This window comes from Clostridioides sp. ES-W-0016-02, from assembly GCF_020641035.1.
In the GTDB taxonomy this organism is placed as follows: domain Bacteria; phylum Bacillota; class Clostridia; order Peptostreptococcales; family Peptostreptococcaceae; genus Clostridioides.
The window spans coordinates 2,869,440-2,892,193 of record NZ_CP061361.1 but is presented as its reverse complement, the minus strand read 5'-3'; the positions used below and the strand labels follow the sequence as shown (position 1 = coordinate 2,892,193).

Annotated in this window: 16 protein-coding genes and 1 other annotated feature; of the genes, 13 read left to right on the top strand and 3 right to left on the bottom strand. The window is 28.0% G+C overall.

Annotated features, from left to right (window positions below; translation table 11 throughout):
* The first annotated feature begins 83 nt into the window (after window positions 1–83).
* Window positions 84–2,723 carry a cation-translocating P-type ATPase gene (locus IC758_RS13760; protein ID WP_227432531.1) on the top strand — a complete coding sequence of 880 codons (2,640 nt, stop codon included), beginning with the start codon at window positions 84–86 and terminating at the stop codon, window positions 2,721–2,723.
* Window positions 2,724–2,785: 62 nt separating this feature from the next.
* Here the strand turns inward: IC758_RS13760 and IC758_RS13755 are convergent, their stop codons facing one another.
* Window positions 2,786–3,889 carry a pyridoxal phosphate-dependent aminotransferase gene (locus tag IC758_RS13755; RefSeq protein WP_227432532.1) on the bottom strand — a complete coding sequence of 368 codons (1,104 nt, stop codon included), beginning with the start codon at window positions 3,887–3,889 and terminating at the stop codon, window positions 2,786–2,788.
* A 360-nt stretch (window positions 3,890–4,249) separates the two neighbouring features.
* Between IC758_RS13755 and IC758_RS13750 the strand changes: the two genes are divergently transcribed.
* The 6 genes from IC758_RS13750 to panC all read left to right on the top strand — a co-directional run bounded on the left by IC758_RS13750 (window position 4,250) and on the right by panC (window position 10,410).
* The gene (locus tag IC758_RS13750; protein ID WP_227432533.1) at window positions 4,250–5,071 is read left to right on the top strand and encodes a Cof-type HAD-IIB family hydrolase; all 822 of its coding nucleotides are present in this window, start codon (window positions 4,250–4,252) and stop codon (window positions 5,069–5,071) included.
* A gap of 78 nt (window positions 5,072–5,149) precedes the next feature.
* Window positions 5,150–5,360 (top strand) — a binding site (T-box leader).
* Window positions 5,361–5,447: 87 nt separating this feature from the next.
* Window positions 5,448–6,764 carry an argininosuccinate lyase gene (argH, locus tag IC758_RS13745; protein WP_227432534.1) on the top strand — a complete coding sequence of 439 codons (1,317 nt, stop codon included), beginning with the start codon at window positions 5,448–5,450 and terminating at the stop codon, window positions 6,762–6,764.
* A 281-nt stretch (window positions 6,765–7,045) separates the two neighbouring features.
* Window positions 7,046–7,384, top strand: a complete 339-nt coding sequence (locus IC758_RS13740) for a DUF2325 domain-containing protein (RefSeq protein ID WP_021385441.1) — start codon at window positions 7,046–7,048, stop codon at window positions 7,382–7,384.
* Window positions 7,385–7,802: 418 nt separating this feature from the next.
* Window positions 7,803–8,741, top strand: coding sequence for a DUF2520 domain-containing protein (locus tag IC758_RS13735; protein WP_227860997.1), 939 nt, complete (start codon window positions 7,803–7,805; stop codon window positions 8,739–8,741).
* Window positions 8,716–9,543: a 3-methyl-2-oxobutanoate hydroxymethyltransferase gene (panB, locus tag IC758_RS13730; protein ID WP_227432535.1), complete on the top strand. Its 828-nt coding sequence runs from the start codon at window positions 8,716–8,718 to the stop codon at window positions 9,541–9,543. The genes IC758_RS13735 and panB overlap by 26 nt, the downstream gene beginning before the upstream one ends.
* 18 nt (window positions 9,544–9,561) lie before the next feature.
* Window positions 9,562–10,410 (top strand): pantoate--beta-alanine ligase, encoded by an 849-nt coding sequence (panC, locus tag IC758_RS13725; protein WP_227851507.1) that lies wholly within the window; start codon window positions 9,562–9,564, stop codon window positions 10,408–10,410.
* A gap of 251 nt (window positions 10,411–10,661) precedes the next feature.
* Here panC and IC758_RS13720 read toward each other — a convergent pair whose 3' ends face one another.
* The gene (locus tag IC758_RS13720) at window positions 10,662–11,951 is read right to left on the bottom strand and encodes a D-alanyl-D-alanine carboxypeptidase family protein (protein ID WP_227432537.1); all 1,290 of its coding nucleotides are present in this window, start codon (window positions 11,949–11,951) and stop codon (window positions 10,662–10,664) included.
* 79 nt (window positions 11,952–12,030) lie between these two features.
* Here IC758_RS13720 and IC758_RS13715 point away from each other — a divergent pair, with 79 nt between their 5' ends.
* From IC758_RS13715 to IC758_RS13695, 5 genes are all read left to right on the top strand, one after another.
* Window positions 12,031–12,735, top strand: a complete 705-nt coding sequence (locus IC758_RS13715) for a DUF655 domain-containing protein (protein ID WP_227432538.1) — start codon at window positions 12,031–12,033, stop codon at window positions 12,733–12,735.
* A gap of 92 nt (window positions 12,736–12,827) precedes the next feature.
* Complete coding sequence (gene selD / locus IC758_RS13710; protein ID WP_227432539.1) at window positions 12,828–13,874, top strand: selenide, water dikinase SelD; 1,047 nt, start codon at window positions 12,828–12,830, stop codon at window positions 13,872–13,874.
* A 54-nt stretch (window positions 13,875–13,928) separates the two neighbouring features.
* Window positions 13,929–15,308 (top strand): L-seryl-tRNA(Sec) selenium transferase, encoded by a 1,380-nt coding sequence (gene selA, locus IC758_RS13705; protein ID WP_227851583.1) that lies wholly within the window; start codon window positions 13,929–13,931, stop codon window positions 15,306–15,308.
* A gap of 74 nt (window positions 15,309–15,382) precedes the next feature.
* Window positions 15,383–17,266 carry a selenocysteine-specific translation elongation factor gene (gene selB, locus IC758_RS13700; RefSeq protein WP_227432540.1) on the top strand — a complete coding sequence of 628 codons (1,884 nt, stop codon included), beginning with the start codon at window positions 15,383–15,385 and terminating at the stop codon, window positions 17,264–17,266.
* Between the two features lie 105 nt (window positions 17,267–17,371).
* On the top strand, window positions 17,372–20,110 hold the full coding sequence (locus IC758_RS13695) for a PAS domain-containing sensor histidine kinase (RefSeq protein WP_227432541.1): 2,739 nt from the start codon (window positions 17,372–17,374) through the stop codon (window positions 20,108–20,110).
* Window positions 20,111–20,241: 131 nt separating this feature from the next.
* Here the strand turns inward: IC758_RS13695 and manA are convergent, their stop codons facing one another.
* On the bottom strand, window positions 20,242–21,186 hold the full coding sequence (gene manA, locus IC758_RS13690; protein WP_227482861.1) for a mannose-6-phosphate isomerase, class I: 945 nt from the start codon (window positions 21,184–21,186) through the stop codon (window positions 20,242–20,244).
* A 172-nt stretch (window positions 21,187–21,358) separates the two neighbouring features.
* Between manA and IC758_RS13685 the strand changes: the two genes are divergently transcribed.
* Window positions 21,359–22,720, top strand: coding sequence for a Sapep family Mn(2+)-dependent dipeptidase (locus IC758_RS13685; protein WP_227432543.1), 1,362 nt, complete (start codon window positions 21,359–21,361; stop codon window positions 22,718–22,720).
* Window positions 22,721–22,754: the final 34 nt, after the last annotated feature.

Below are 22,754 nucleotides of genomic sequence, written 5' to 3'. Positions count from 1 at the left end.
TTTTTATTTAAAAAATTTAAAATTTCAAGTATACATAAGAGTCCCCAAACATAAAATAAATTTATTAAAGAGGAGGGCAACAAATGTCTTACAAAAGTACTTATCAAGAAATAATTAAAAATTTAGACTCAAGCTTAAATGGTTTGAGCAAGGAAAGAGCAGAAGAGCTATTAGAAAAAAATGGAACTAATGAATTAAAGGAAGCAGATAAGGTTCCTACGTATAAGCTTTTCTTAGAAAGTTTTAAAGACCCACTGGTAATAATTCTATTGATAGCTGCTTTAGTACAAATATTTTTAGGTGAAACTGTAGAGTCAATAATAATTTTTGCAGTTATTATTATCAACTCTGTTTTAGGAGTTGTACAAACAAAAAAAGCAGAAAGTTCATTAGAAAGTTTGAAAAATTTATCTGCACCAAATGCAAAGGTAATAAGAGATAATAAGAAAATGACAATTCCAGCAAAAAATTTAGTAGTTGGAGATATTGTATTTTTAGAAGCTGGTGATTACATACCAGCAGATGGAAGACTTATAGAAGCACAATCATTAAAGGTTGTAGAAGGGATGTTAACTGGTGAATCAGAACCAGTTCTAAAACATACAGAAAAAATAAGCGAAGATGTAAGTTTAGGTGACCAAAAAAACATGGTATTTAGTGGTGCTGTAGTCGTTTATGGTAGAGGTTCATTTGTAGTAACTGGAACAGGTATGAATACTGAAATGGGTAAAATAGCTGGTCTTTTAGAAACTGCGGAAAATAAGTTGACACCATTACAACAAAAAATAGAAGCTTTCAGTAAAAAGCTTGGTGTAGGTATTGTAGTACTTGCACTCTTAATATTTATAATTCAGGTAGCAAGAAATTATATGATGGCTGGAAATGGAGAAATGACACAAATTATTCTCGATTCATTCATGTTTTCTGTAGCAGTAGCAGTAGCAGCAATACCAGAAGCTTTATCATCAATAGTTACTATAGTGCTGGCTGTTGGAACAAACAGTATGGCAAAGAAACAAGCTATAATAAGAAAATTACCAGCTGTCGAGACTTTAGGTTCAACAAGTGTCATATGTACTGATAAAACAGGTACTCTTACACAAAATAAAATGACAGTTGTGGACTGTTATATGTATGGAACTAACAATGATGAGCTTAATAAAGAAAATATAAATTATTCTTATCATGCTAAATTGTTGACTATGGTTTCTACATTATGTAATGATTCTCATATAACTAGTGATGGAAAAGAAGTAGGTGACCCAACAGAAGTTGCACTAATAAATTATTCAAGCAAAAATGATTTAGATTATGATAGATTAAGAAGTAAATATATTAGAATAAATGAAATACCATTTGATTCAGATAGAAAGCTTATGTCTACAGTAAATAGTATATATGGAGATTATATAATGTTTACAAAAGGTGCTCCAGATATTGTATTTAGCAGATGTAAATATGCTTTAAAAAATGGCTCAAAAGTAGACATAACAGATGAGATAATAGAAGAATACAAGAATAAAAATGAAGAGTTTTCAAATAGAGCACTTAGAGTATTAGCATTTGCAATAAAAGATGTTCCAGAAGAAGGTTTTACACCTTCAATTGATGACGAACATGATATGATATTGGTTGGGATAATGGCAATGATAGACCCACCAAGAGAAGAAGTAATGGACGCAGTAAAAGAAGCAAAGAGCGCTGGCATAAAAACAGTTATGATAACTGGAGATCACAAAACAACCGCAGCAGCAATTGCAAAAGAAATAGGTATAATGGAAGATGGAGATTTAGCACTTACTGGAAAAGAGTTGGATGCATTAAGTGAAGAAGAATTAAATAAAAAATTAGAAGATATAAGTGTATATGCCAGAGTTTCACCAGAAAACAAAATTCGTATAGTAAAAGCATGGCAACATAAGAATAACATAACTGCTATGACTGGTGATGGTGTCAATGATGCACCAGCTTTAAAACAAGCAGATATAGGTATAGGTATGGGAAGTGGTACTGATGTAGCAAAAGATGCTTCTGCTATGGTCTTAGTTGATGATAACTTTGCAAGTATAGTAAATGCTGTTGAAGTTGGTAGAACAGTATATAGCAATATAATAAAAGCAATAACTTATTTATTTGCAGGAAACTTGGGTGCTATAGTGGCTATCTTGTTTGCAGTATTTGCAGGATGGTCGAACCCATTTACAGCTTTACAACTTTTATTTATAAACCTAGTAAACGACTCTTTGCCAGCAATAGCATTAGGATTTGAAAAATCAGAAAAAAATATAATGAATAAACCTCCTAGACATCCAGATGAAAGTATATTAGCAGGAGGAACATTAAAAGCAGTGGCTATAAGAGGTTGTATAATTGGTATAGTTACAATAATTGCACAATATATAGGATTACAAGTGTCACCAGAACTTGGTGTAGCGATGGCGTTTTCAACTTTAATATTAGCGAGAATAATGCAAACATTGCCTGCACGTTCTAATAATCAGACAATAGTAAAACTAGGCTTTTTTAGTAATAAATATGTTATAGGAGCAGTTTTAATATGTTTTGGACTTTACTCTTTAACATTAATGCCAGTTTTGAGAGGGATATTCTCTATACCAACAGTATTTGGTTTATATGAATTAGGAATTTGTTTAGGTTTAGCATTACTTTCATCAATATTGATGGAACTTAATAAATTAATGAATAGAAATATTGTAGAATAATTAAAAATACTAAACTAAAGGGACATATTGATTTTATCAATATGTCCCTTATATAGTTAGATTTATTCTAGATTATCGATTATTTGGAATGCTTTTATAACCTCAGGAAGTTCTTTTTCTTCAGGCATTCTAAATCTTATAAAGTTTTTATCAAGTCCAGTAAAATCGCTACCAGATATAACTCTTATTTTTAATTTTGCAAATTCTTGTTGTAAATTTATATCTTTATTTTTATGTTCAACTGTCATTATAGATACAGTATCACTAGTCTCAGCTATGTTAAGGTTTTTCCATGGAATCAATAGTTGATTTTTTATAGCTTTTGTTTTTTCTTTTAATTCTTCTATAAATTGAACATCATCTAATAAATTAGCTGCAATACTACGAGAGATTTCAGATACTTCGTAAGGAGTAGAAATCTTTTTAATAGGATTAACAAGTTGTTCAGGAAGGACTGCATATCCTGCTCTTAGTCCAGCCAAACCAAAACCTTTTGAGAATGTTTTTAGAACAATTACATTATCATAATCATTTAAAAGTTTTACAGCTGAATTTTCTTTTGGCATATATTCACCATAAGCCTCATCTATCATAACAGCTATATCATATTTTGCTGCCTCTTTTACTATATTTTCAATTGATGATAGAGGTATAATTTGTCCAGTAGGATTATTTGGGTTATCTATGTAAATTAATTTATATTCTGAATTTATTTTTTCAATAAATTCCTTTTCATTAAACTTGAAATTATTTTCTTTCTTTAAAAGAACATAGTCATAAGTAGCACCATGCATTTTTATATCTGTTTCATATTCTGAAAATTGAGGTGAATATCCTAAAACCTTATCTCCTTTTTCAATAAATAATCTATTTAAAAGATAAATAACATGTATAGAACCATCAGCTAGACAAATTCTATCAGTAGTTAGTGCTGTAAAGTCTTTCCAATAATCAACTATATTGTTTTTTAGACTAATTGAATGAGGGTATCCTCTTATCATATCAAATTCTAAAGCATTAAAAGCTTCTACAGCTTTATTTGAGAAAGATACTGTATTTATACCTTCGCCACAATCTATCTCAAATACATCTTCGCAATGACCAGATTCTATGGCATAACTTTTTTTCAACTGCATTTCAATAGCTTTGTTAATTTTTAATTTCATAGCTTATCACTCCTTATTTAGTCAATAATAAATGTTAAAAAAGTTGCTAGATTTAAAATATTGTGAAAATACATAATAGTAAAAAACAAATATAAATATTATAATAGCTCACTTTATTTAATATGATTATATATCATATATTGTAAAATTTCTAGCATTATAAGACTATAAATTGAAAATATTCAGAAAAATACTACAAGAAACGATTTATTTTGCCTTGATATGGAAGTATAGGAATGTTATTAATTTTATAAATTGGAATAGTTTAAGTGTAAAGTTATGATATAATTTAATAAGGGTAATTCTTTAAATTAGATTAAGGAAATATAAGTATACAATAAAATGTTATGGAGTTGGATGATGGGATATAAATTGATTGTAACAGATATGGATGGAACTTTATTAGGAAATAACCATAAAGTTACTGATGAAAATAAAATTGCACTGCAAAAAGTTATTAAAAGTGGTATTAATGTAACTTTAGCAACAGGAAGAACTTTCGATTCAGCTAAATGCAATGTAGATTTTCTTAAAGAAGATATGCCAATAATAGCTTGTAATGGCTCATTGATAAGGGAGCAAAATGGAAATATAATATATTCAAATAAAATTGATACAAAAACATGTCTAGATATTTTAGATGTGTTAGACAAATATAATATTTACTATCAATGTAATAGTATAGATTCCATGCTTTCAAAAAAAATAGAAGGGCGTGAAGATAGAATAAGTGTGTTTTTGGGCTCTGAAACAGAAGTAATTATAAGGGATGATTTAAGAGAAGAGATTTCTAAAAATGACATATTAAAGTTTGTAATAATAGAAGAAAAAAATCCAGCTATTTTAGACGAAATAAGAAAAGAATTAAAAAAAGTTCAAGGCATAAAAATAACTTCTTCTTGGCCAAATAATATTGAAGTTATGAATACTGGTGTTGATAAAGGCAATGCGGTTAAAATTTTAGCTGAAAAAATGAATATAGATAGAGAAGATATAATTGCATTTGGAGATAATTACAATGATATAGAAATGATACAATTTGCTGGTCTTGGTGTAGCTATGGGAAATGCAGAAGAATTGATTAAACAAGAGGCTGATTATGTGACAGATAGCAATCAAGAGAGTGGAGTTGCAAAAGCAATTTATAAGTTTTTTGAGTTAAAAGAGTCACTTAGTTCTTAAAAAAGGCATTTAAAGGAAAAAATAGGTTGACTATTTTATAGATAGTAATTATAATACAAATAGGTAAAATATAAAAATTTAGATTCAGTGAAGAAGAGAGTAGATATAAAGCAGGTCTCAGCGAGTTAGGGATGGTGTAAGCCTAATGATAATACTTTATATTGAATAGAGCTTTGGAGAATATTACTTGAAATTCAGTATGGTAATAGGTAATCTCGCCTTAAGAGAATAGAGTGGGTAAACATAGTTTATCAACTAGAGTGGTAACACGGAATATTTCGTCTCTTGGTCTTTTTGACCAAGAGATTTTTTATTTTTAGCTAAAGTAAAAATATTATAATTAAAATATAAAAAATTAAAATATGAGGTGAAAAATATGAAATTATGGGGTGGACGCTTTAGAAAAGCTGAAAATCAACTTATGGAAGAATTTAATAAATCTTTTGGGTATGACTGTATACTATACAAAAAAGATATCGAAGGAAGTATAGCACATGTCTATATGCAAGTAAAATGTGGGCTTTTAACAGATGAAGAGGGAAAAGCTATAACAGAAGGTCTAAATGGAATACTTGAAGATATTGAAAATGGGAAATTGGCATTAGATGGAGATTATGAAGATATACATAGTTTTACTGAGATAAACTTGATTCAAAGAATAGGTGATGTTGGGAAGAAACTTCATACAGCTCGTAGTAGAAATGACCAAGTTGCAGTTGATATGAGATTATATGCCAAAGAAAAGGCAAGTGATTTAGTGGGGTTAATATCTGGATTTAAAGAAACTATAAAAGATGTTGCTGATAAAAATTCAGTAATGATGCCAGGATATACTCATCTTCAAAGAGCGCAAGTGGTAACTTTTAAACATCATTTGATGGCATATTATAGTATGTTTGATAGAGATGAGAAAAGAATAAAAAATGCTATAGAAATATTAGATGAATCACCTTTAGGTTGTGGAGCTTTGGCAGGAACTACACATGATATAGATAGAAATATAACTTGTGAGCAATTAGGATTTAAAAAAGTTGTAGATAATTTTATGGATGGTGTAAGTGATAGAGACTATTTATTGGAACTAATGAGTGATTTTTCAATTATAATGATGCATTTAAGTAGACTTAGTGAAGAATTGATACTTTGGAGTTCTCAAGAATTTGGGTTTGTTGAAATAGATGATTTATATACTACTGGAAGTAGTATAATGCCTCAAAAGAAAAATCCTGATGGTGCAGAACTTATAAGAGGTAAGACTGGTAGAGTATATGGAAATTTATTTGGTCTTTTTACAGTGATGAAAGGTATACCACTAGCTTACAATAAAGATATGCAAGAAGATAAGGAAGGCTTCTTTGATAGTGTACACACTCTTGAAATGTGTATACAAATAATGGAGAGAATGATAGCTACATTAAAGGTAAATGAAGATAAAATGAAACAAGCAGTTAAAAATGGGTTTTTAAATGCTACAGAAGTTGCTGACTATCTAGTTAAAAATAATGTTGCCTTTAGAGATGCACATGGAATTGTTGGAAGTATTGTGATATATTGTGAAGATAATAAAAAAGCAATAGAAGATTTGACACTAGAAGAATTACATAAGTTTTCAGATGAATTTAAGGAAGATATTTATGACTTTATTAACTATGAAAGTATATTAAACAAAGGAATAAAAAAGAATTTAAAATAATATAGGATATTAAGTTTTAAAAGCTGTGAATTTTAATGAGTGGTATCATTAAAACTTACAGCTTTTTATTATATAAAACATTATTTATAATGCAATATCAATAACTTTTAGAGCCAATAAATTTAAATTTATTAACACTAAAAAGTTACTAAAAATAAAACCTTCTATTATTAAAATGATAATTAATATCAATAAGTATTGACAAAATTATTTTTAGATATTATTATATATAGTATAAATAATAATGAAAATCAATATCAAATAAGGCGGGAGGCAGTCTAATGAACTTATTAGTGATTGGTGGCCATGAAAGAATGGAAAAAGATTATATGGTTATGGCCAAGAAAAAAGGTTATAAAACAAAAGTATATACTACTATGTCATCTAAATTAAATAACTCTATAGGAAAACCTGATGCTGTTGTTATACTTACATCAACAGTTTCACATAAGATGTCTAGAACAGTTGAGTCTCAGGCTAAAAAACAGGATATACTAATTGTAAGACATAAAAATAGTAGTAAGGTAGCATTTAATGAATGTCTAGATATGGTTGATGAATGTCTAGGAAACTGTTCAAAATGTAAACTTAACGATAAGCAAAAACAGAAAAATACATAAATATATAATTTAATAAGTTTGAGAATACATATTCAATATGTGTTGAGTGTGTGAAATAAAGTGTGCATTCTTCCAAAAAGTTGTGATAGTAAAGATATCACAATATACAAGGAAGGAGCACATTTTTATTTTTTAACAAAAATAAAATGTTAAAGAGATTATTGAAAAATATTATTTTAATTATTTTTAAGTTAAGTGCATTTTTAGTAAAATAAGAAAACATAAATAAAAACATATTAACTTAATTTTTGTAGAATTAATTGTCAATTTTTTATTTAAATGGTAGAATATTCATGGATGGTATCTTGTTATAAGAACTATACTTTAAATGTTTTTAATTATTTTGTCTTATATAACTCATATCTTCATGAATGAGATTGGAAATTAAGATGTTGTATCACAAGTTGGAGGTGATACTATTAAAATAGGATTTATTGGTTCTGGAAAAGTTGGGACATCTTTAGCAAATTATTTTTTGTCAAAAGATTATTGTGTAACGGGCTTTTATGGAAGAAATCAATTATCTTTATTAGAATCAACAGATTTAACAAAAACAAAGATTTATAGTAACTTGAAAGACATTATTTATGAAAATGATATATTATTTATTACAACATCAGATGATTCTATTGAAATCATAGACAAAAAACTTTCCAAATTTAATTTAAAACATAAATACATTTGCCACACAAGTGGTTCTTTAAAATCTAGTATATTGTTCTGTTCAAAAAAAGCAGGTGCATTAATTTATTCTGTCCATCCTATATTTGCATTTTCCAATAAAAATACTGATATTAAAAAAATGAAAGACATTTGTTTTTCCATAGAAGGTGATAATGAAAAAGATGATTTATTTATTCAAAATTTTATAAATAGCTTAGGAAATCGATTTTTCATAAGAGATAAAAATACTTCATCCACTTATCATGTGGCCAATGTTTTAGTTTCAAATTTAGTGTTATCTTTACTATATGTAGGAGTAAGTTACTTTATTAAATTGGGTCTATCTGAAGAAGAAGTTTTAAAAGCTATAAATCCTTTGGTCAAAATAAATATAGAAAATATACTTGATAATGGATTTACTAAATCCCTTACTGGACCTGTTGTTCGTGGTGATATAACACCAATAAAAAAACATTTATCAGCATTAGATAAAAAAGATGAAGATATTTACAAAATACTCTCCTTAAATCTACTAAAAATAATAGCCTTGGAAAATGAAGATTCATTAAAATGTACAAAAAATATTTCTATAGAAAATGCAGTCGAAGATTTAATGAGTAAATCTGAAAAATATAAAGAGATTTACAAAATTTTAGGAGGAAAAAACAATGAAAAATACTATACTGACTTTTAAAAATGCTAAAAGTGATGGAAGGAAGCTATCTATGCTTACTGCTTATGATTACTCAATAGCAAAAATAATGGATGAATGTAATATAAATGGTATTTTAATAGGAGATTCATTAGGAATGGTCGTAAAAGGTGAAGAAAACACTCTATCTGTTACTATAGATGAAATTATATATCATACAAAAGCTGTAAAAAATGGTGCCAAAAATGCCTTAATTGTAAGTGATATGCCATTTCTATCTTACCATGTTTCTACAGAAGAGGCTGTTAAAAATGCTGGCAGACTTGTAAAAGAAGGTGGGGCACATGCTGTAAAATTAGAAGGTGGCTCAAACGTTATAGAACAAATAAAAAACATTGTAAATGCTCAAATACCTGTAATGGGCCATTTAGGACTAACACCTCAATCTGTAAATTCATTTGGTGGATTTAAGGTTCAAGGAAATACTAGTGAAACAGCAAAACAACTTATTGAAGATGCTAAATTAATAGAAAAAGCAGGAGCATTTTCTATTGTCCTTGAAGGAGTTCCTGCTAAAATAGCTGAGAAGGTGACTAATTCTATTTCAATTCCCACAATAGGGATAGGAGCAGGAATTAATTGTGATGGTCAAATTTTAGTTTATCAAGATATGTTGGGGATGTTTGGAGATTTTGTACCTAAATTTGTAAAGCAATACGCAAATATAGGAGATATAATGAAAGATTCAATTAAAAATTACATACTAGAAGTTGAAACTGGCGTGTTTCCACAAGAAAAACATAGCTTTTCAATAAATGAATCTGAATTAGAAAAATTATACTAAGATTAAGGATGGTACAAAATGCTTGTAAAAGAAATAAAATCACTAAGAAATATAATTAAAGATTGGAAAAAAACTGGCTATTCTATAGGACTTGTTCCTACTATGGGATTTTTACATGAAGGACATCAAAGCCTTATTAAAAAAGCTGTAAAAGAAAATGATAAGGTAGTAGTAAGTGTATTTGTAAATCCAACTCAGTTTGGACCAAATGAAGATTTTAACAGTTATCCGAGAGACATAGAAAAAGATTTTAAATACTGTATAGATAGTGGTGCATCAGTAGTCTTTAACCCATCATCAGAAGAAATGTATTTGAAAGGCAATTGTACTACCATAGATGTGTCTGGACTTACAGATTTTCTTTGTGGTTCTAAAAGACCTGTTCATTTTGGTGGTGTATGCCTAGTTGTTTCAAAACTTCTGAATATAGTAACTCCTGATAAAGCTTATTTTGGAGAGAAAGATGCTCAACAATTAGCAGTAATTAAAAGGATGGTCAAAGATTTGAATATAGACACAAAAATAATAGGATGCTCTATAATTCGTGAAAAAGATGGTTTAGCAAAAAGCTCAAGAAATACATATCTTTCAAAAGAAGAAAGAAAAACTGCTTTAGTTTTAAATGAAAGCCTAAGCTTGGCAAAAGAAGAACTGGCAAAAGGAAATCTAGATGTAAAAAAAATAAAAGAATTAATAACATCTAAAATAAATTCTGAAGATTCAACAAAAATAGATTATGTTGAAATTGTAGATAGTGAGACATTACAACCTGTTGAACATATAGAAAATTCTGTACTTGTAGCAAGTGCTGTTTTCATAGGAAAAACTAGATTAATTGATAACTTTACATTTCAATTTGATATATAGGTTGTTGTTTTATACAGTATAGATAATTAAAAAAATGATATTTTATAAAAAGAAAAATTTAAAAATTAGATTTGCTTAAGATTATGATTAATTGTAATTATATGGGAGGTCTCAAAATAAAAATTTGGGTATCTCCTTTTTTGTATAAAAAAGAAAAGGGATTCCTAAGAACTCCTTTTCTATGTGATAATTGTTCTTTAAAAAAACATTATAATTATAGCAGATAAGGGTGTTATAAATAAGTGGTATTGCTATTTTCTCATATTTCTTTTTCCTCTAGACTTTCTTTTATTATTCTTTTTAATATTTGAAGCTATTATAAATATAACTAGAAGTACTAAAATAGCCATAATAATTTTAATAGAAAGCATCAAAGTTTTATTTTCAGTTATAAATGGAAGACTACTATCAAGGTTATTTTTTGCAACTAAATCTATACTCTTTTCTAGCTTACCACTATTATATATATTTAAAGTACCAACCTTAGTACCTTTTTTTACAGGTAAATCAATTTTATCTAGTTCAGTTTTAGTATTGTAGTCACCTTGAGACTCATTTTGTCCTAAAGTTATCTTATAACTATATTTTGGTTCATAAATTAATTCATGTTGTTTTGTAAATAATACTTTTTTAGTATCAGTATATTTTTCTTTATCAACAATAGTAGCGCATTTAAAGTTATCAAATCCATAATCAATTAAGATGCGTGAATCTAAATATAAATCGTAATTAGTTGAATTAAATACAGCAGCAATGACTCTTCTTCCATCTTTTACTGCACTAGATAAAAGACATTTACCAGCAGCATCAGTATATCCTGTTTTTATACCATCAACTATATCGTATTTTATATCTATAGATTGACCTTTATATGTAATCTTATCATGTGATGTTAAAAATTTATTAGTATTTACAAAATATCTTTCATAAGGGTATGCTTTTGTAGCATCAAACTTAAGTGACTTAGTTTTTACAATCTGTCTAAAAACATCATTATTCATAGCTTCTCTGGCCATAAGAGCCATATCATGAGCTGTAGTGTAATGATTTGGGTCTGGTAATCCATGAGGATTGTTAAAATGAGTGCCAGTAGCTCCAATATCTTTTGCCTCAGAATTCATAAGGTCAACAAATTTTTGTACATCTCCTTCACCAACATATCTAGCTAATACAAAGGCAGCATCATTAGAAGAATGAATCAAAAGAGCGTTTAATAATTGTCTTACAGTGAAAGCTTCGCCTTCTTTCAAGTACATACTAGAACCCTCTATCTGAGGTAGGTTTTTAATTTCTATTACTTGATTTAAATTCTTAACCTTTTTCAGAACTAAACAAGCTGTCCATGCCTTAGTTGTTGAAGCTGGATAAAGCTTAGAATCTCCAGATTTATTATACAATATTTTTCCAGTTTCATAGTCCATTAAAACGGCATGTTTGGCAACTATAGCTGGTTCATCATCTGCAAAAGATATATTAGAACTTCCTAAAAATGAAGCAAATATCAAGAAACAGATTAATAAAAGTGATAAATTTCTTTTCATTGTGAGCCTCCAAAATTTAAATTCATCTTTTAGTATAGCATATTTTTGTCAATAATTAAAATGAAGGAGTGATTAATATATGAAAAAAAAGGTAAAAATTATTTTGTTTTCTATGGTATGTTTTTTAACATTGTCAGCAATAATCATTAATCGGTTAGATGTCTTCAAAGAAGATATTTATGTTGTAAGTAAAAATAATTCACATAATAAAAAAACAGATAAGGTAGACAAAATAGTTAAAAATGAAGTAAATAAGCATAATAAATATGAGGGGAAAATAGATAAAAATATTCAAATTAATAAAATAACTATATACATAAGTGGAGCAGTGAATAGACCAGGGATTGTAACTATAGAATCAGATAAGAGACTTTATGATGCTGTAGAATTATTAGGTGGAACAACAAAAGAAGCTGATTTAAATGGAATTAATTTATCACTAAAGTTAGAAGATGAACAACATTACATAATACCTAAAATAGGAGAAACAATATCTGTTACAAGCAACAGCGATTCTAATAAGCCAAGTCTAGAAAACGAACCTAAAAATGAATCTGAAAGTAAAAATAATAAAAATCTATCTGATAAATCAAAAATAAATATAAACACAGCAAAATTAGAAGAACTGGATGCTTTACCTGGAGTTGGAGAAGCTACAGCTAATAAAATTTTACAACATAGAGAAGAAAATGGACAATTTGATTCAATTGAAGATATAAAAAATGTGAATGGGATAGGAGATAAAAAATACGAAAATCTAAAAGATTTAATTTGTATAGACTAAAAATATAATACAAAACTCACTTATAGATATGGTATTATAAATATGTATGTATATGTGTGTATATGCGGAAATTTAGTAAAGGAGGTACTTTTATGAAGAAGGAACAAAAAAAACTTACAGAGATGACAACAGCAGGTGGATGAGCAGCTAAAATAGGGCCAGAGGTTCTGGCATCAGTTTTATCTCAACTGCCTAAAAATGATAATATAGAAAATTTATTAGTAGGATTAGATACAGCAGATGATGCTGCTGTGTATAAGTTAAATGATGATATGGCACTTATTCAAACACTGGATTTCTTTACACCAATGGTAGATGACCCATTTGTATTTGGTCAAATTGCTGCATCAAATTCACTATCAGATGTATATGCTATGGGAGGAAAGCCTTTAGTTGCAATGAATATTGTTTGTTTTCCATCATGTCATGATATGGATGTACTTGCAGAAATATTAAAAGGTGGATTTGATAAAGTAAAAGAAAGTGGTGCACTATTAGTCGGAGGGCATACTGTAGATGACCAAGAACCTAAATATGGTCTTTCAGTTTCTGGAATTGTAAATCCAAATAAAGTTTTATCAAATGCTACTGCAAAGCCTGGCGACAAGTTAGTTATAACAAAGCCAATTGGTGTGGGTGTATTAAATACAGCCATGAAAGAAGGTATGGTAGAACAACATGTATGTGACAAAGTAGTAGAAATAATGATACATTTAAATAAATATGCAGCAATGAGTTTTGATAAAATTGATGTAAATTCAGTTACAGATATCACTGGATTTGGTTTACTTGGGCATGCTTTAGAAATGGCTAAAGCTTCTGAAGTGAGTATTGAAATTGATTCAAAGCATGTTCCAATTATCGAGGGTGCTGTAGAAATGGCAGAAATGGGAATCATACCTGCTGGGATGTATAAAAACATGCATTATGTATCAAAAGATGTAGAAATTGTAGGAGATGTAGAAGTTGCAGTTCAAGATATTTTATATGACCCACAAACTTCTGGAGGGTTATTGATTTCTGTAAAAGAAGAATTAGCAGAAGAACTTGTAAGAGATATGAAGTTAAATGGAGCAATAGAAGCAAAAATCATAGGTTCTGTAGTGAAAAAAGGGGAAAAATATATTAAAGTTTTATAAAATATTATATGTAGAGAAAGAGTGATTATTTTGAGCAAAAGAGAATTATTTGCAATGTTACCTTCAGTTGATGAAGTATTAAGTGATAATAGAATAGTAGAAATAATAGAGGAATATCCTAGAAGTTTAGTTTTAGAATCTGTAAGAGAAGTGATAGATTTTAAGAGACAATTTATTTTAAGATTAAAAGAGGATGCATCTAATTCTGTAACAATAGAATTTGATGAGATAATAGAATCTTCAATAGAGAGAGTTAAATTAAATTACTCATTATCATTAAAAAAAGTTATAAATGCAACTGGTACAGTTATTCATACAAATTTGGGGAGGTCTTTACTTAGTGAAGATATAAAAGATGAATTATGGTGTGCTGCTTCAAGATATTCAAACTTGGAATATGATTTGGATAATGGAGAAAGAGGCTCAAGATATTCTCATTTAACTAATACAATAAAAAGACTTACTGGTGCAGAAGATGTACTAGTTGTAAATAATAATGCAGCAGCAGTGCTTCTTGTACTTAGTACAATGGCAAAAGGAGGAGAAGCAATTGTATCACGTGGAGAGTTAGTGGAAGTAGGAGGTTCTTTCCGAATTCCAAGTATAATGGCTCTTAGTGGTGCAGAATTAGTGGAAATAGGCTCAACTAATAAGACACACTTAAAAGATTATAAAGAAGCTATTACAGAAGAAACTAATGTATTGATGAAAGTTCATACAAGTAACTATAGAATTATGGGATTTACAGAGAGTGTATCTATCGAAGAACTAGTTAATTTGGGTAAAAAATATAAGTTACCTGTAATAGAAGACCTAGGAAGTGGAGTATTTATAGATTTATCAAAATATGGATTATCTTATGAACCAACTGTATTAGATTCTATAAGACAAGGTGCGGATGTAGTTACTTTTAGTGGAGATAAAATGCTTGGTGGGCCACAAGCAGGTATTATAGTTGGGAAAAAAGAGTATATAGAAAAAATGAAGAAAAATCAACTTACTAGAGCTCTTAGAGTCGATAAGCTTACAATATGTGCACTTGAAGCAACTTTAAGGATGTACCTAGATGAAACAAAGGCTGTAGAAAACATACCTACTTTAAAAATGTTGACATATAGCATTGGAGAATTAGAAGCAAAGGCAAATAAATTATTTGAAAAAATAACTGACTTAAATCTAAATGCTAAGATAAACATAGAAGATGGATTCTCTCAGGTAGGAGGAGGGTCTATGCCTCTTGAAACAATAGCCACAAAGGTAATAACAATAACTCCTGAGCATATGAATGTATCATCTTTAGAAAAAAAATTAAGACTCAGTGAAGCTCATATAATAGCTAGAGTATATGATAATAAATATGTTTTAGATGTAAGAACTATATTTGATGATGAATTTGATGTAGTAGTTGAGGAATTAAGAAAAGCCTTTAATTAACTAAATTTGATATAGTAATACTATTAATTTTAATTGAAAATTAAAAGCATTGAAGCTTTGATAGGGGGCAAAAAATGAAAAACGTAGTAATTGGAACAGCAGGTCATATAGACCATGGAAAAACAACTCTTATAAAAGCATTGACTGGAAGAGAAACTGATACCTTGGATGAAGAAAAAAAGAGAGGTATATCAATAAATTTAGGGTTTACTTATTTTGATTTACCAAACAATAGAAGGGCTGGTATCGTAGATGTACCAGGACATGAAAAATTTATAAAAAACATGCTAGCTGGAGCATCAGGACTTGATATAGTTTTACTTGTTGTAGCAGCAGATGAGGGTGTTATGCCACAGACAGTTGAGCATTTAGACATCTTAAGTTTTTTAAATATAAAAAATGGAATAGTAGTTTTGACTAAATCTGATACTGTAGACGAAGAATTTAGAGAACTAGTAAAAGAGGATGTTTGTGAAAAAATAAAAGGTACTTTTCTTGAAAGTGCAGAAATAATTGAAGTTGATTCTGTATCTAAAAAAGGAATAAATACTCTTATTGAAAAAATAGATAAGATGAGTGAGGCAATAGAAGATAAAAACGAAAATTCTCCAGCAAGACTTAATATAGATAGAGTATTTTCTATAAAGGGATTTGGTACTGTAATAACAGGTACATTAATAGAAGGAAAGATAAGTATAGAGGATGACTTGGTTATATATCCACAAGTATTAAAAACAAAGATAAGAAGTATACAAGTTCATGGGGAAAGTAAAGATACAGCTTATGCAGGACAAAGAACAGCAATCAACATATCAAATGTAAAGGTAGATGATATAAAAAGAGGAGATGTTTTGGCTGCTCCAAATTCATTAGAAGAATCAATGATGTTAGATGTGAAATTATCATTGGTAAATCATCTAGAAAAAGGGATAAAGCATTGGGATAGATTGAGATTGTATCATGGGACTAGAGAAATACTTTGTAGAGCAGTTCCACTAGATAAAGATTTAATTGAAAACGGAGAGAATGGATATGTTCAATTAAGACTTGAAGAAAGTATAGTATCTAAGAAGGGTGATACTTTTGTTGTCAGACGTTATTCTCCAATGGAAACTATAGGTGGAGGTGTGATAATTGACCCATCTCCTAAAAAGCATAAGAGATTTGATGAAAAAGTTATAGAGGGATTAAAAATAAAAGAAAAAGGTGAACTTAAAGATATAATAGAAGAATATTTAAAGAGAAATCTAAAAAATTATCCAAATCTAAAAGAAATAATGAGTTATAGTGGTGCTCATGAAGAGCATGTAAAAAAAGCTATTGAGATACTTATATCAGAAAATAAAGTATTGCTTATTGGAAACATGTACATGCATATAAATCAATACAATAAACTGAAGGAAAGTACAATAAATCTTTTAAGTGAGTACCATAAGAAGTATAGATTGAGAAAAGGTATGTTAAAAGAAGAAGTAAGGTCTAAGGTAGAAAGTAATTTTAAGACTAGAGAAATGGATATCTTATTAGAAAAATTATCTACAGAAAATATTATAAAAATAGAAAATAATATAATATCATTATTTGATTTTGAAGTTATCTTAAATGACAAACAAAGAGAAATAGCAAAAAAAATAGAAAAAAAGCTAAAATCATGTGGAGTTTCTTCAATATTGACAATAGATGAAGTTTCTGAAGGAAATCATAACTATGCTGAAGTATTAGAGTCAATGATAGGTAACAAGGTAGAAAAATTGGATGATTTGTATATAATGGATAAAGATATTTATGAAGATGCAAAGAATACTTTAATAAATTATATAAAAGAAAATAAGGAAATAACATTAGGAGAATACAGAGATTTGATAGATTCTAGTAGAAAAAACTGTATGATTATATTAGAAAACTTTGATAGAAACAAAATAACTAAAAGAGTAGAAAACAAAAGAATTTTGTTTTAGCGGAAAATGTCTGTTTTTGCTTTGAGGTATAAAGAAGGAATTATAATGTCGAGTATCGTATAAATTAATTAGTATAAAATATTAATTAAGAGGAAGTGTAAAGTATTGAAGAATATAATACCTGCTGTGAAACCAGATATAAAAGAAAGAGAAGACATGAGCCTTTTATTTATAATAATGGGCTCAGTGCTTTTGTTATTTATTATAAAAGATACAAATAAATATGAAATTTTACTGCATGCTGTATATGCTACATTCTTAATAGCTACAGGAATGATTATATTTAATACTACAAAATTTAAAGTAGATTCATTTTCTACATTTTTAGGATTAGTATTTGCAGCAACTGGAGTATTGGAGTGTATATATTTATTTAATTGTTTAGGTACTAGAGCAGAAGCTGTAATTGGAATTAACATTACAATATCAGCAATGACAGATTTATTTCCTATATTAGGTGTGTATTTAAGTTTTAAATTTGTTAAGGATAATAAACAAATTCATTCGAGCATAATTTTATTTGTAGTAACTGTAGTTTTAACAATATCATCTTTATTCATAATATCTGAAATTTGTAACTCTTTAGATAGAGGGACATTACACTATACTTTAGGGGTTGTTACATCTATATTTATGATAATTGTCTCTATTATGAGTGGAATTGAACTAAACTCAAGTTCAAACGCAAATAAATGGGAATATAGTGAGAAAAAGTTTTTTAATAGAATAATAATAATAACAATCTTATCAAGAGCTCCAAATTTACTACATATAGTAATTGGTAATATACATATAGAAGGTATGTTATCACAAATAACAATAAATGTAGCATTATATTATTTATATAATTATATAGTATCTAAGAATATTAAGAAAACAGCATTGGAATTACATGATACAAATGAAGAATTAACAATAAAAACGGAAAGTTTGAAAGAAAAAAATAAAAAATTAATATATGAAACAGAAAAAATAGAAGAACTTAAAGAAATACTTATAAAAAGAGAATTACGACTACAATCTACTTTAGATGTTGCTGTAAATAGTATAGTTGTGTTTAGTAAGGATGGAGAAATTACATATGCAAATAAAAGTTTTAGAAATATTTTTGGAGATTATAAAGAACAAGATAAATTAAGTTATAAAGTTAAAAATTTTAGTGATTTAATAGAAAGCATTAATTATGTATTTATCAATAAAAAAAATATAGAAAAATTTATTGATACAAGTGACAATAAGGTTTACCAAGCTATATTTGCTCCTTTAATTATAGCTACACAAATAGAAGGAGTCTTATGTGTATTAAAGGACAAAACTAAGAAAAAGGAATACGAACGAAAAGTTATTGAAGCAAATAAGAGAAGTGAAGACTTTTTGGAAAGTGTTGGAGATGGTATAGTAGTACTTGAAGGTAGTAATAAAATATATGTAAATAATGCATGTAGACAAATATTTAAAGAGACATTAGAAAACATCGATTTTTCCTCAATATGTAAAAGTGAAGAAAATATAGAAAAAAGGTATGTAATAGAGGGTGAAGTAAAATATGTAGAGATGAGTTTTTCTCATTATAATAATGAAGGAACTTATAAAACTATTATTGTAATACGTGATACAACTTCTCGAAAGATATCTCAAATAAAACTTGAAGAAAGTCAATCCTCTTATTCAAGATTTATAGATATACTACCTGATGGTATATGCTTGTTAAGAGAAGACTTAAGTGTAAATTATGCAAATAAATCATTTTTGGATATGCTATCTTTTACAAGTATAGATGATGTAAAAGATTCTAATATTAAGATATTAATGAATGCAAATACTGAAGAAAAAATGAAATTTACTGAAAATATGACTAAAGTTTTAAATGAAAATAAGAGTATACTTTTACTAGAATATGAATTAATAAATAATTATGATGATATAGTAGAAGTAGAATTAAGCGCCTTGCCTTTTTCGATATATAACACTAGATATATAATGCTTATTATAAAAGATTTAGCACATAAAAAATACTCTGAACAAGCTGAAAAAGAATTACTTGAAAGATTTAAAACAGATAAAATAAAAACTGAGTTTTTTGCAAATATGTCTCATGAGTTAAAAACACCATTAAATGTTATATCAAGTTCAAATCAATTGGTAGATTCTTTCTATAGAAGTGAAAAAATAAAAGACTATAATAATAATATTAAATCTCATGTTGATTTAGTTAGACAAAGTTCCTATAGACTTCAAAGATTGATAAATAATATTATAGATTTGACAAAGATGGAGTCAGGATTTTACACACTTAAACTTGCAAAATACAATATTGTATCTGTAATAGAAGATTTGTTTATGAATATAGAAGAGTATGCAAGCAGAAAAGATATAAGAATTCTATTTGATACAGAGCTTGAAGAAATCAATGTCTATGTAGACAAGGCTGAAATTGAGAGAATTATACTAAATCTATTATCAAACTGTATTAAATTTACTGATAATGGAGGATGGATATATGTAAACATCTACTATAAAATTGATAAAGTAATAATAAGTGTTAAAGACACTGGTGTTGGTATACCTCAAGATAAATTGGAGTTGATTTTTGAAGAGTTTTCACAAGTTGACAAGACTTTATCTAGAAATACTGAAGGAAGTGGAATAGGACTTGCTATAGTTAAGAACCTAGTAAGTCTTCATGGTGGAGATATAGAAGTAATAAGTGAAGTTAATAAGGGTACAGAATTTTTAATCTCACTGCCAATGAAAAGCTTTAGTAATGAGTATTATACAGAAGATAAGAGAATATACAATCTTCAAGAAAAAATAAAAATAGAATTTTCTGATATATATTATTAGAAAGTTATTAAATTGTAAAAGTAAAATAAAATATTCTATATTTAATAGAGTACATTATAAAAAGCTAGGCTATCATAAAAATAAGTTTTTATGATAGTCTAGCTTTTTTTGATGTTAATTGTATTTTGTATCTATATGTGAGAACATATGATTTCTAGATTACCTTCAAATCCAAAACTTCCAAAGTTATTTGGTAATATAAAATGCATACCTTTCTTTAAATCATACTCTATAGAATTGTGTATCAATTTACCAACTCCATCTAGGATACTGTACAAAGAAAAAGGTGTATTGTGAGTAAAATCACATTTTCCAAAAATATCTAATTTATAGACACTAAAAAATTCATTTGATACAAATGTTGTACATTTAAAGTTTGGTGTTGATACAATTTTATAATCAGTATCAAAATCTGTATGAGGAACATTTGTAACTTCTATTGATTTTTGAACATGAAGTTCACGTTTATTTCCTAAGTTATCAGTTCTATCATAATCATAAACTCTATAAGTAGTATCTGAGTTTTGTTGAGTTTCTAAAATTAATGTTCCCTTACATATAGCATGTATAGTTCCGCTTGGAACATAGAAAAAGTCACCTTTTTTTATATTAACTTTTCTAAGCAGTTTGTCCCATTCGTTATTATTTATCATTTCTATAAATTCTTCACGAGATTTTGCATTGTGACCTATTATAATTTCTGCATCATCAGAACAGTCTATTACATACCAGCATTCTGTTTTACCCAATTCTCCATTTTCGTTTTTTTGAGCATATTCATCATTTGGATGAACTTGAACCGATAAATTGTCATTGGCATCGAGTATTTTTGTAAGCAAAGGGAATTTATCTCCAGGTGTATTACCAAACAATTCTCTATTTTTCTCCCATAATTCAGATAGCTTTTTATTTTTATATTCTCCATTTTCTATCAGACAATCTCCATTTTTATGAGAACTTATAGCCCAACATTCACCTGTTGTAGGTGATTTTATCTCATAGTTAAATTTATCTTTAAGTGCAGTACCACCCCATATTCTATCCATAAAAATAGGCTTTAAAAATAATGGTTCCATAATCTTGTTCCTCCTATGATATTAAATTTATCCTACAAATAATTATATATAAATAGATTATAAAATCAATAGCAAAAAAGTTTTGTCCCTTGAAATGACATAAAGTATAAGGATTTATGAAACAAGATAAACTATGATATATAATATAAAGGTTTAAATTGGAGTGATAATCATGGAGAGATTTAAAGAAGAAAATCAAAAATATAAAAAAGAATTCTTGAAATTGTTGGAGGAATGGGTAAGTATACCTTCCTTTTATGATAAAAATACTGTATCTAAAGATATGCCTTTTGGAAAAGGTGTATATGATGCATTAAAGTGGTTTGAAAATTTAGGTAGAGAAAATAATTTTACTGTTAAAAATATAGATAATCATGCTGTTTATATTGAATATGGAGATGGTAAAGATTATATAGACATATTTGGGCATTGTGATGTTGTAAATCCAGGAGAAGGATGGGATAGTGAGCCATTTAAGCTAGATATTATGGGTGACAAATTAGTTGCTAGAGGTGTTTCCGACAATAAGGGCCCTATGATAGCAAATTTTTTGGCATTAAAAATGATAAAAAGTCTAAATATAGATTTAAAGAGAAAAGTTAGATTAATTGCTGGAGGAAATGAAGAAAGTGGATTTAAGTGCATAAAGCACTATTATAGCAAAGAGCCACATGGTGTATATGGATTTACTCCAGATGCTAAATTTCCTGTATTAAATGGAGAAAAGGGTGGAGCGATAATAAAGCTAATGCTGGATATAGATGATAAATATCTAGATATAAGTGGTGGAATAGAGTTTAATACAATTCCAGACAAAGTGTATATCAAAAATATTGAAAATTTAAGTAATGATTATATAAATTCTGATTTTAATAATGTTTCAATAAGTTTTAATGATGGTAAGTATATTGTGAATGGGAAAGGTGGACACTCATCTAAACCTGAAAAAGCAATAAATCCCATATTAGATACAATTAAAATTTTAGCAGAAAATCTTGATGAAGATTGGGCAAAAGATTTGTACAGGCTAATAAATAAAGATAATATAGATGGAAAACTGTTTGGCTTAAATGTTGAAGGAAAATGTGGAATTCTTTCAATGGTTCCAACAATAATAAATATAAAAGAAGGAAAGCTTGAAGTAATTTTAAGTGTTAGGTATCCTGAAGTATTGACAGTTGAAGAAATAATAGAAAAATTTGATTTGTATATAAAAATAAATAATATTAATAAATTTAAGTTTATTGGGGAAAATTTAAAGCAAGCAAATTATATAGATGAGAATTCGAAACTTGTAAGACGTTTACATGAGATATATGTAAAGTATTCTGGAGACTCAAAAAGTGTTGTTAGAGTAACCAGTGCAGGAAGCTATGCAGCTGAAATGAAGAATTCAGTAATATTTGGGTGTGAATTTCCTGATGGTAGTTTTGGAAATGTTCATAGTGCAAATGAATTTGCCAGTTTAGATAGGTTTATAACTGCGATAGGTATCTATGCGGAGGCAATAGTTACATTATGCAATAATATATAAATACAAAATGTCCCTTATATAGACATATTATATA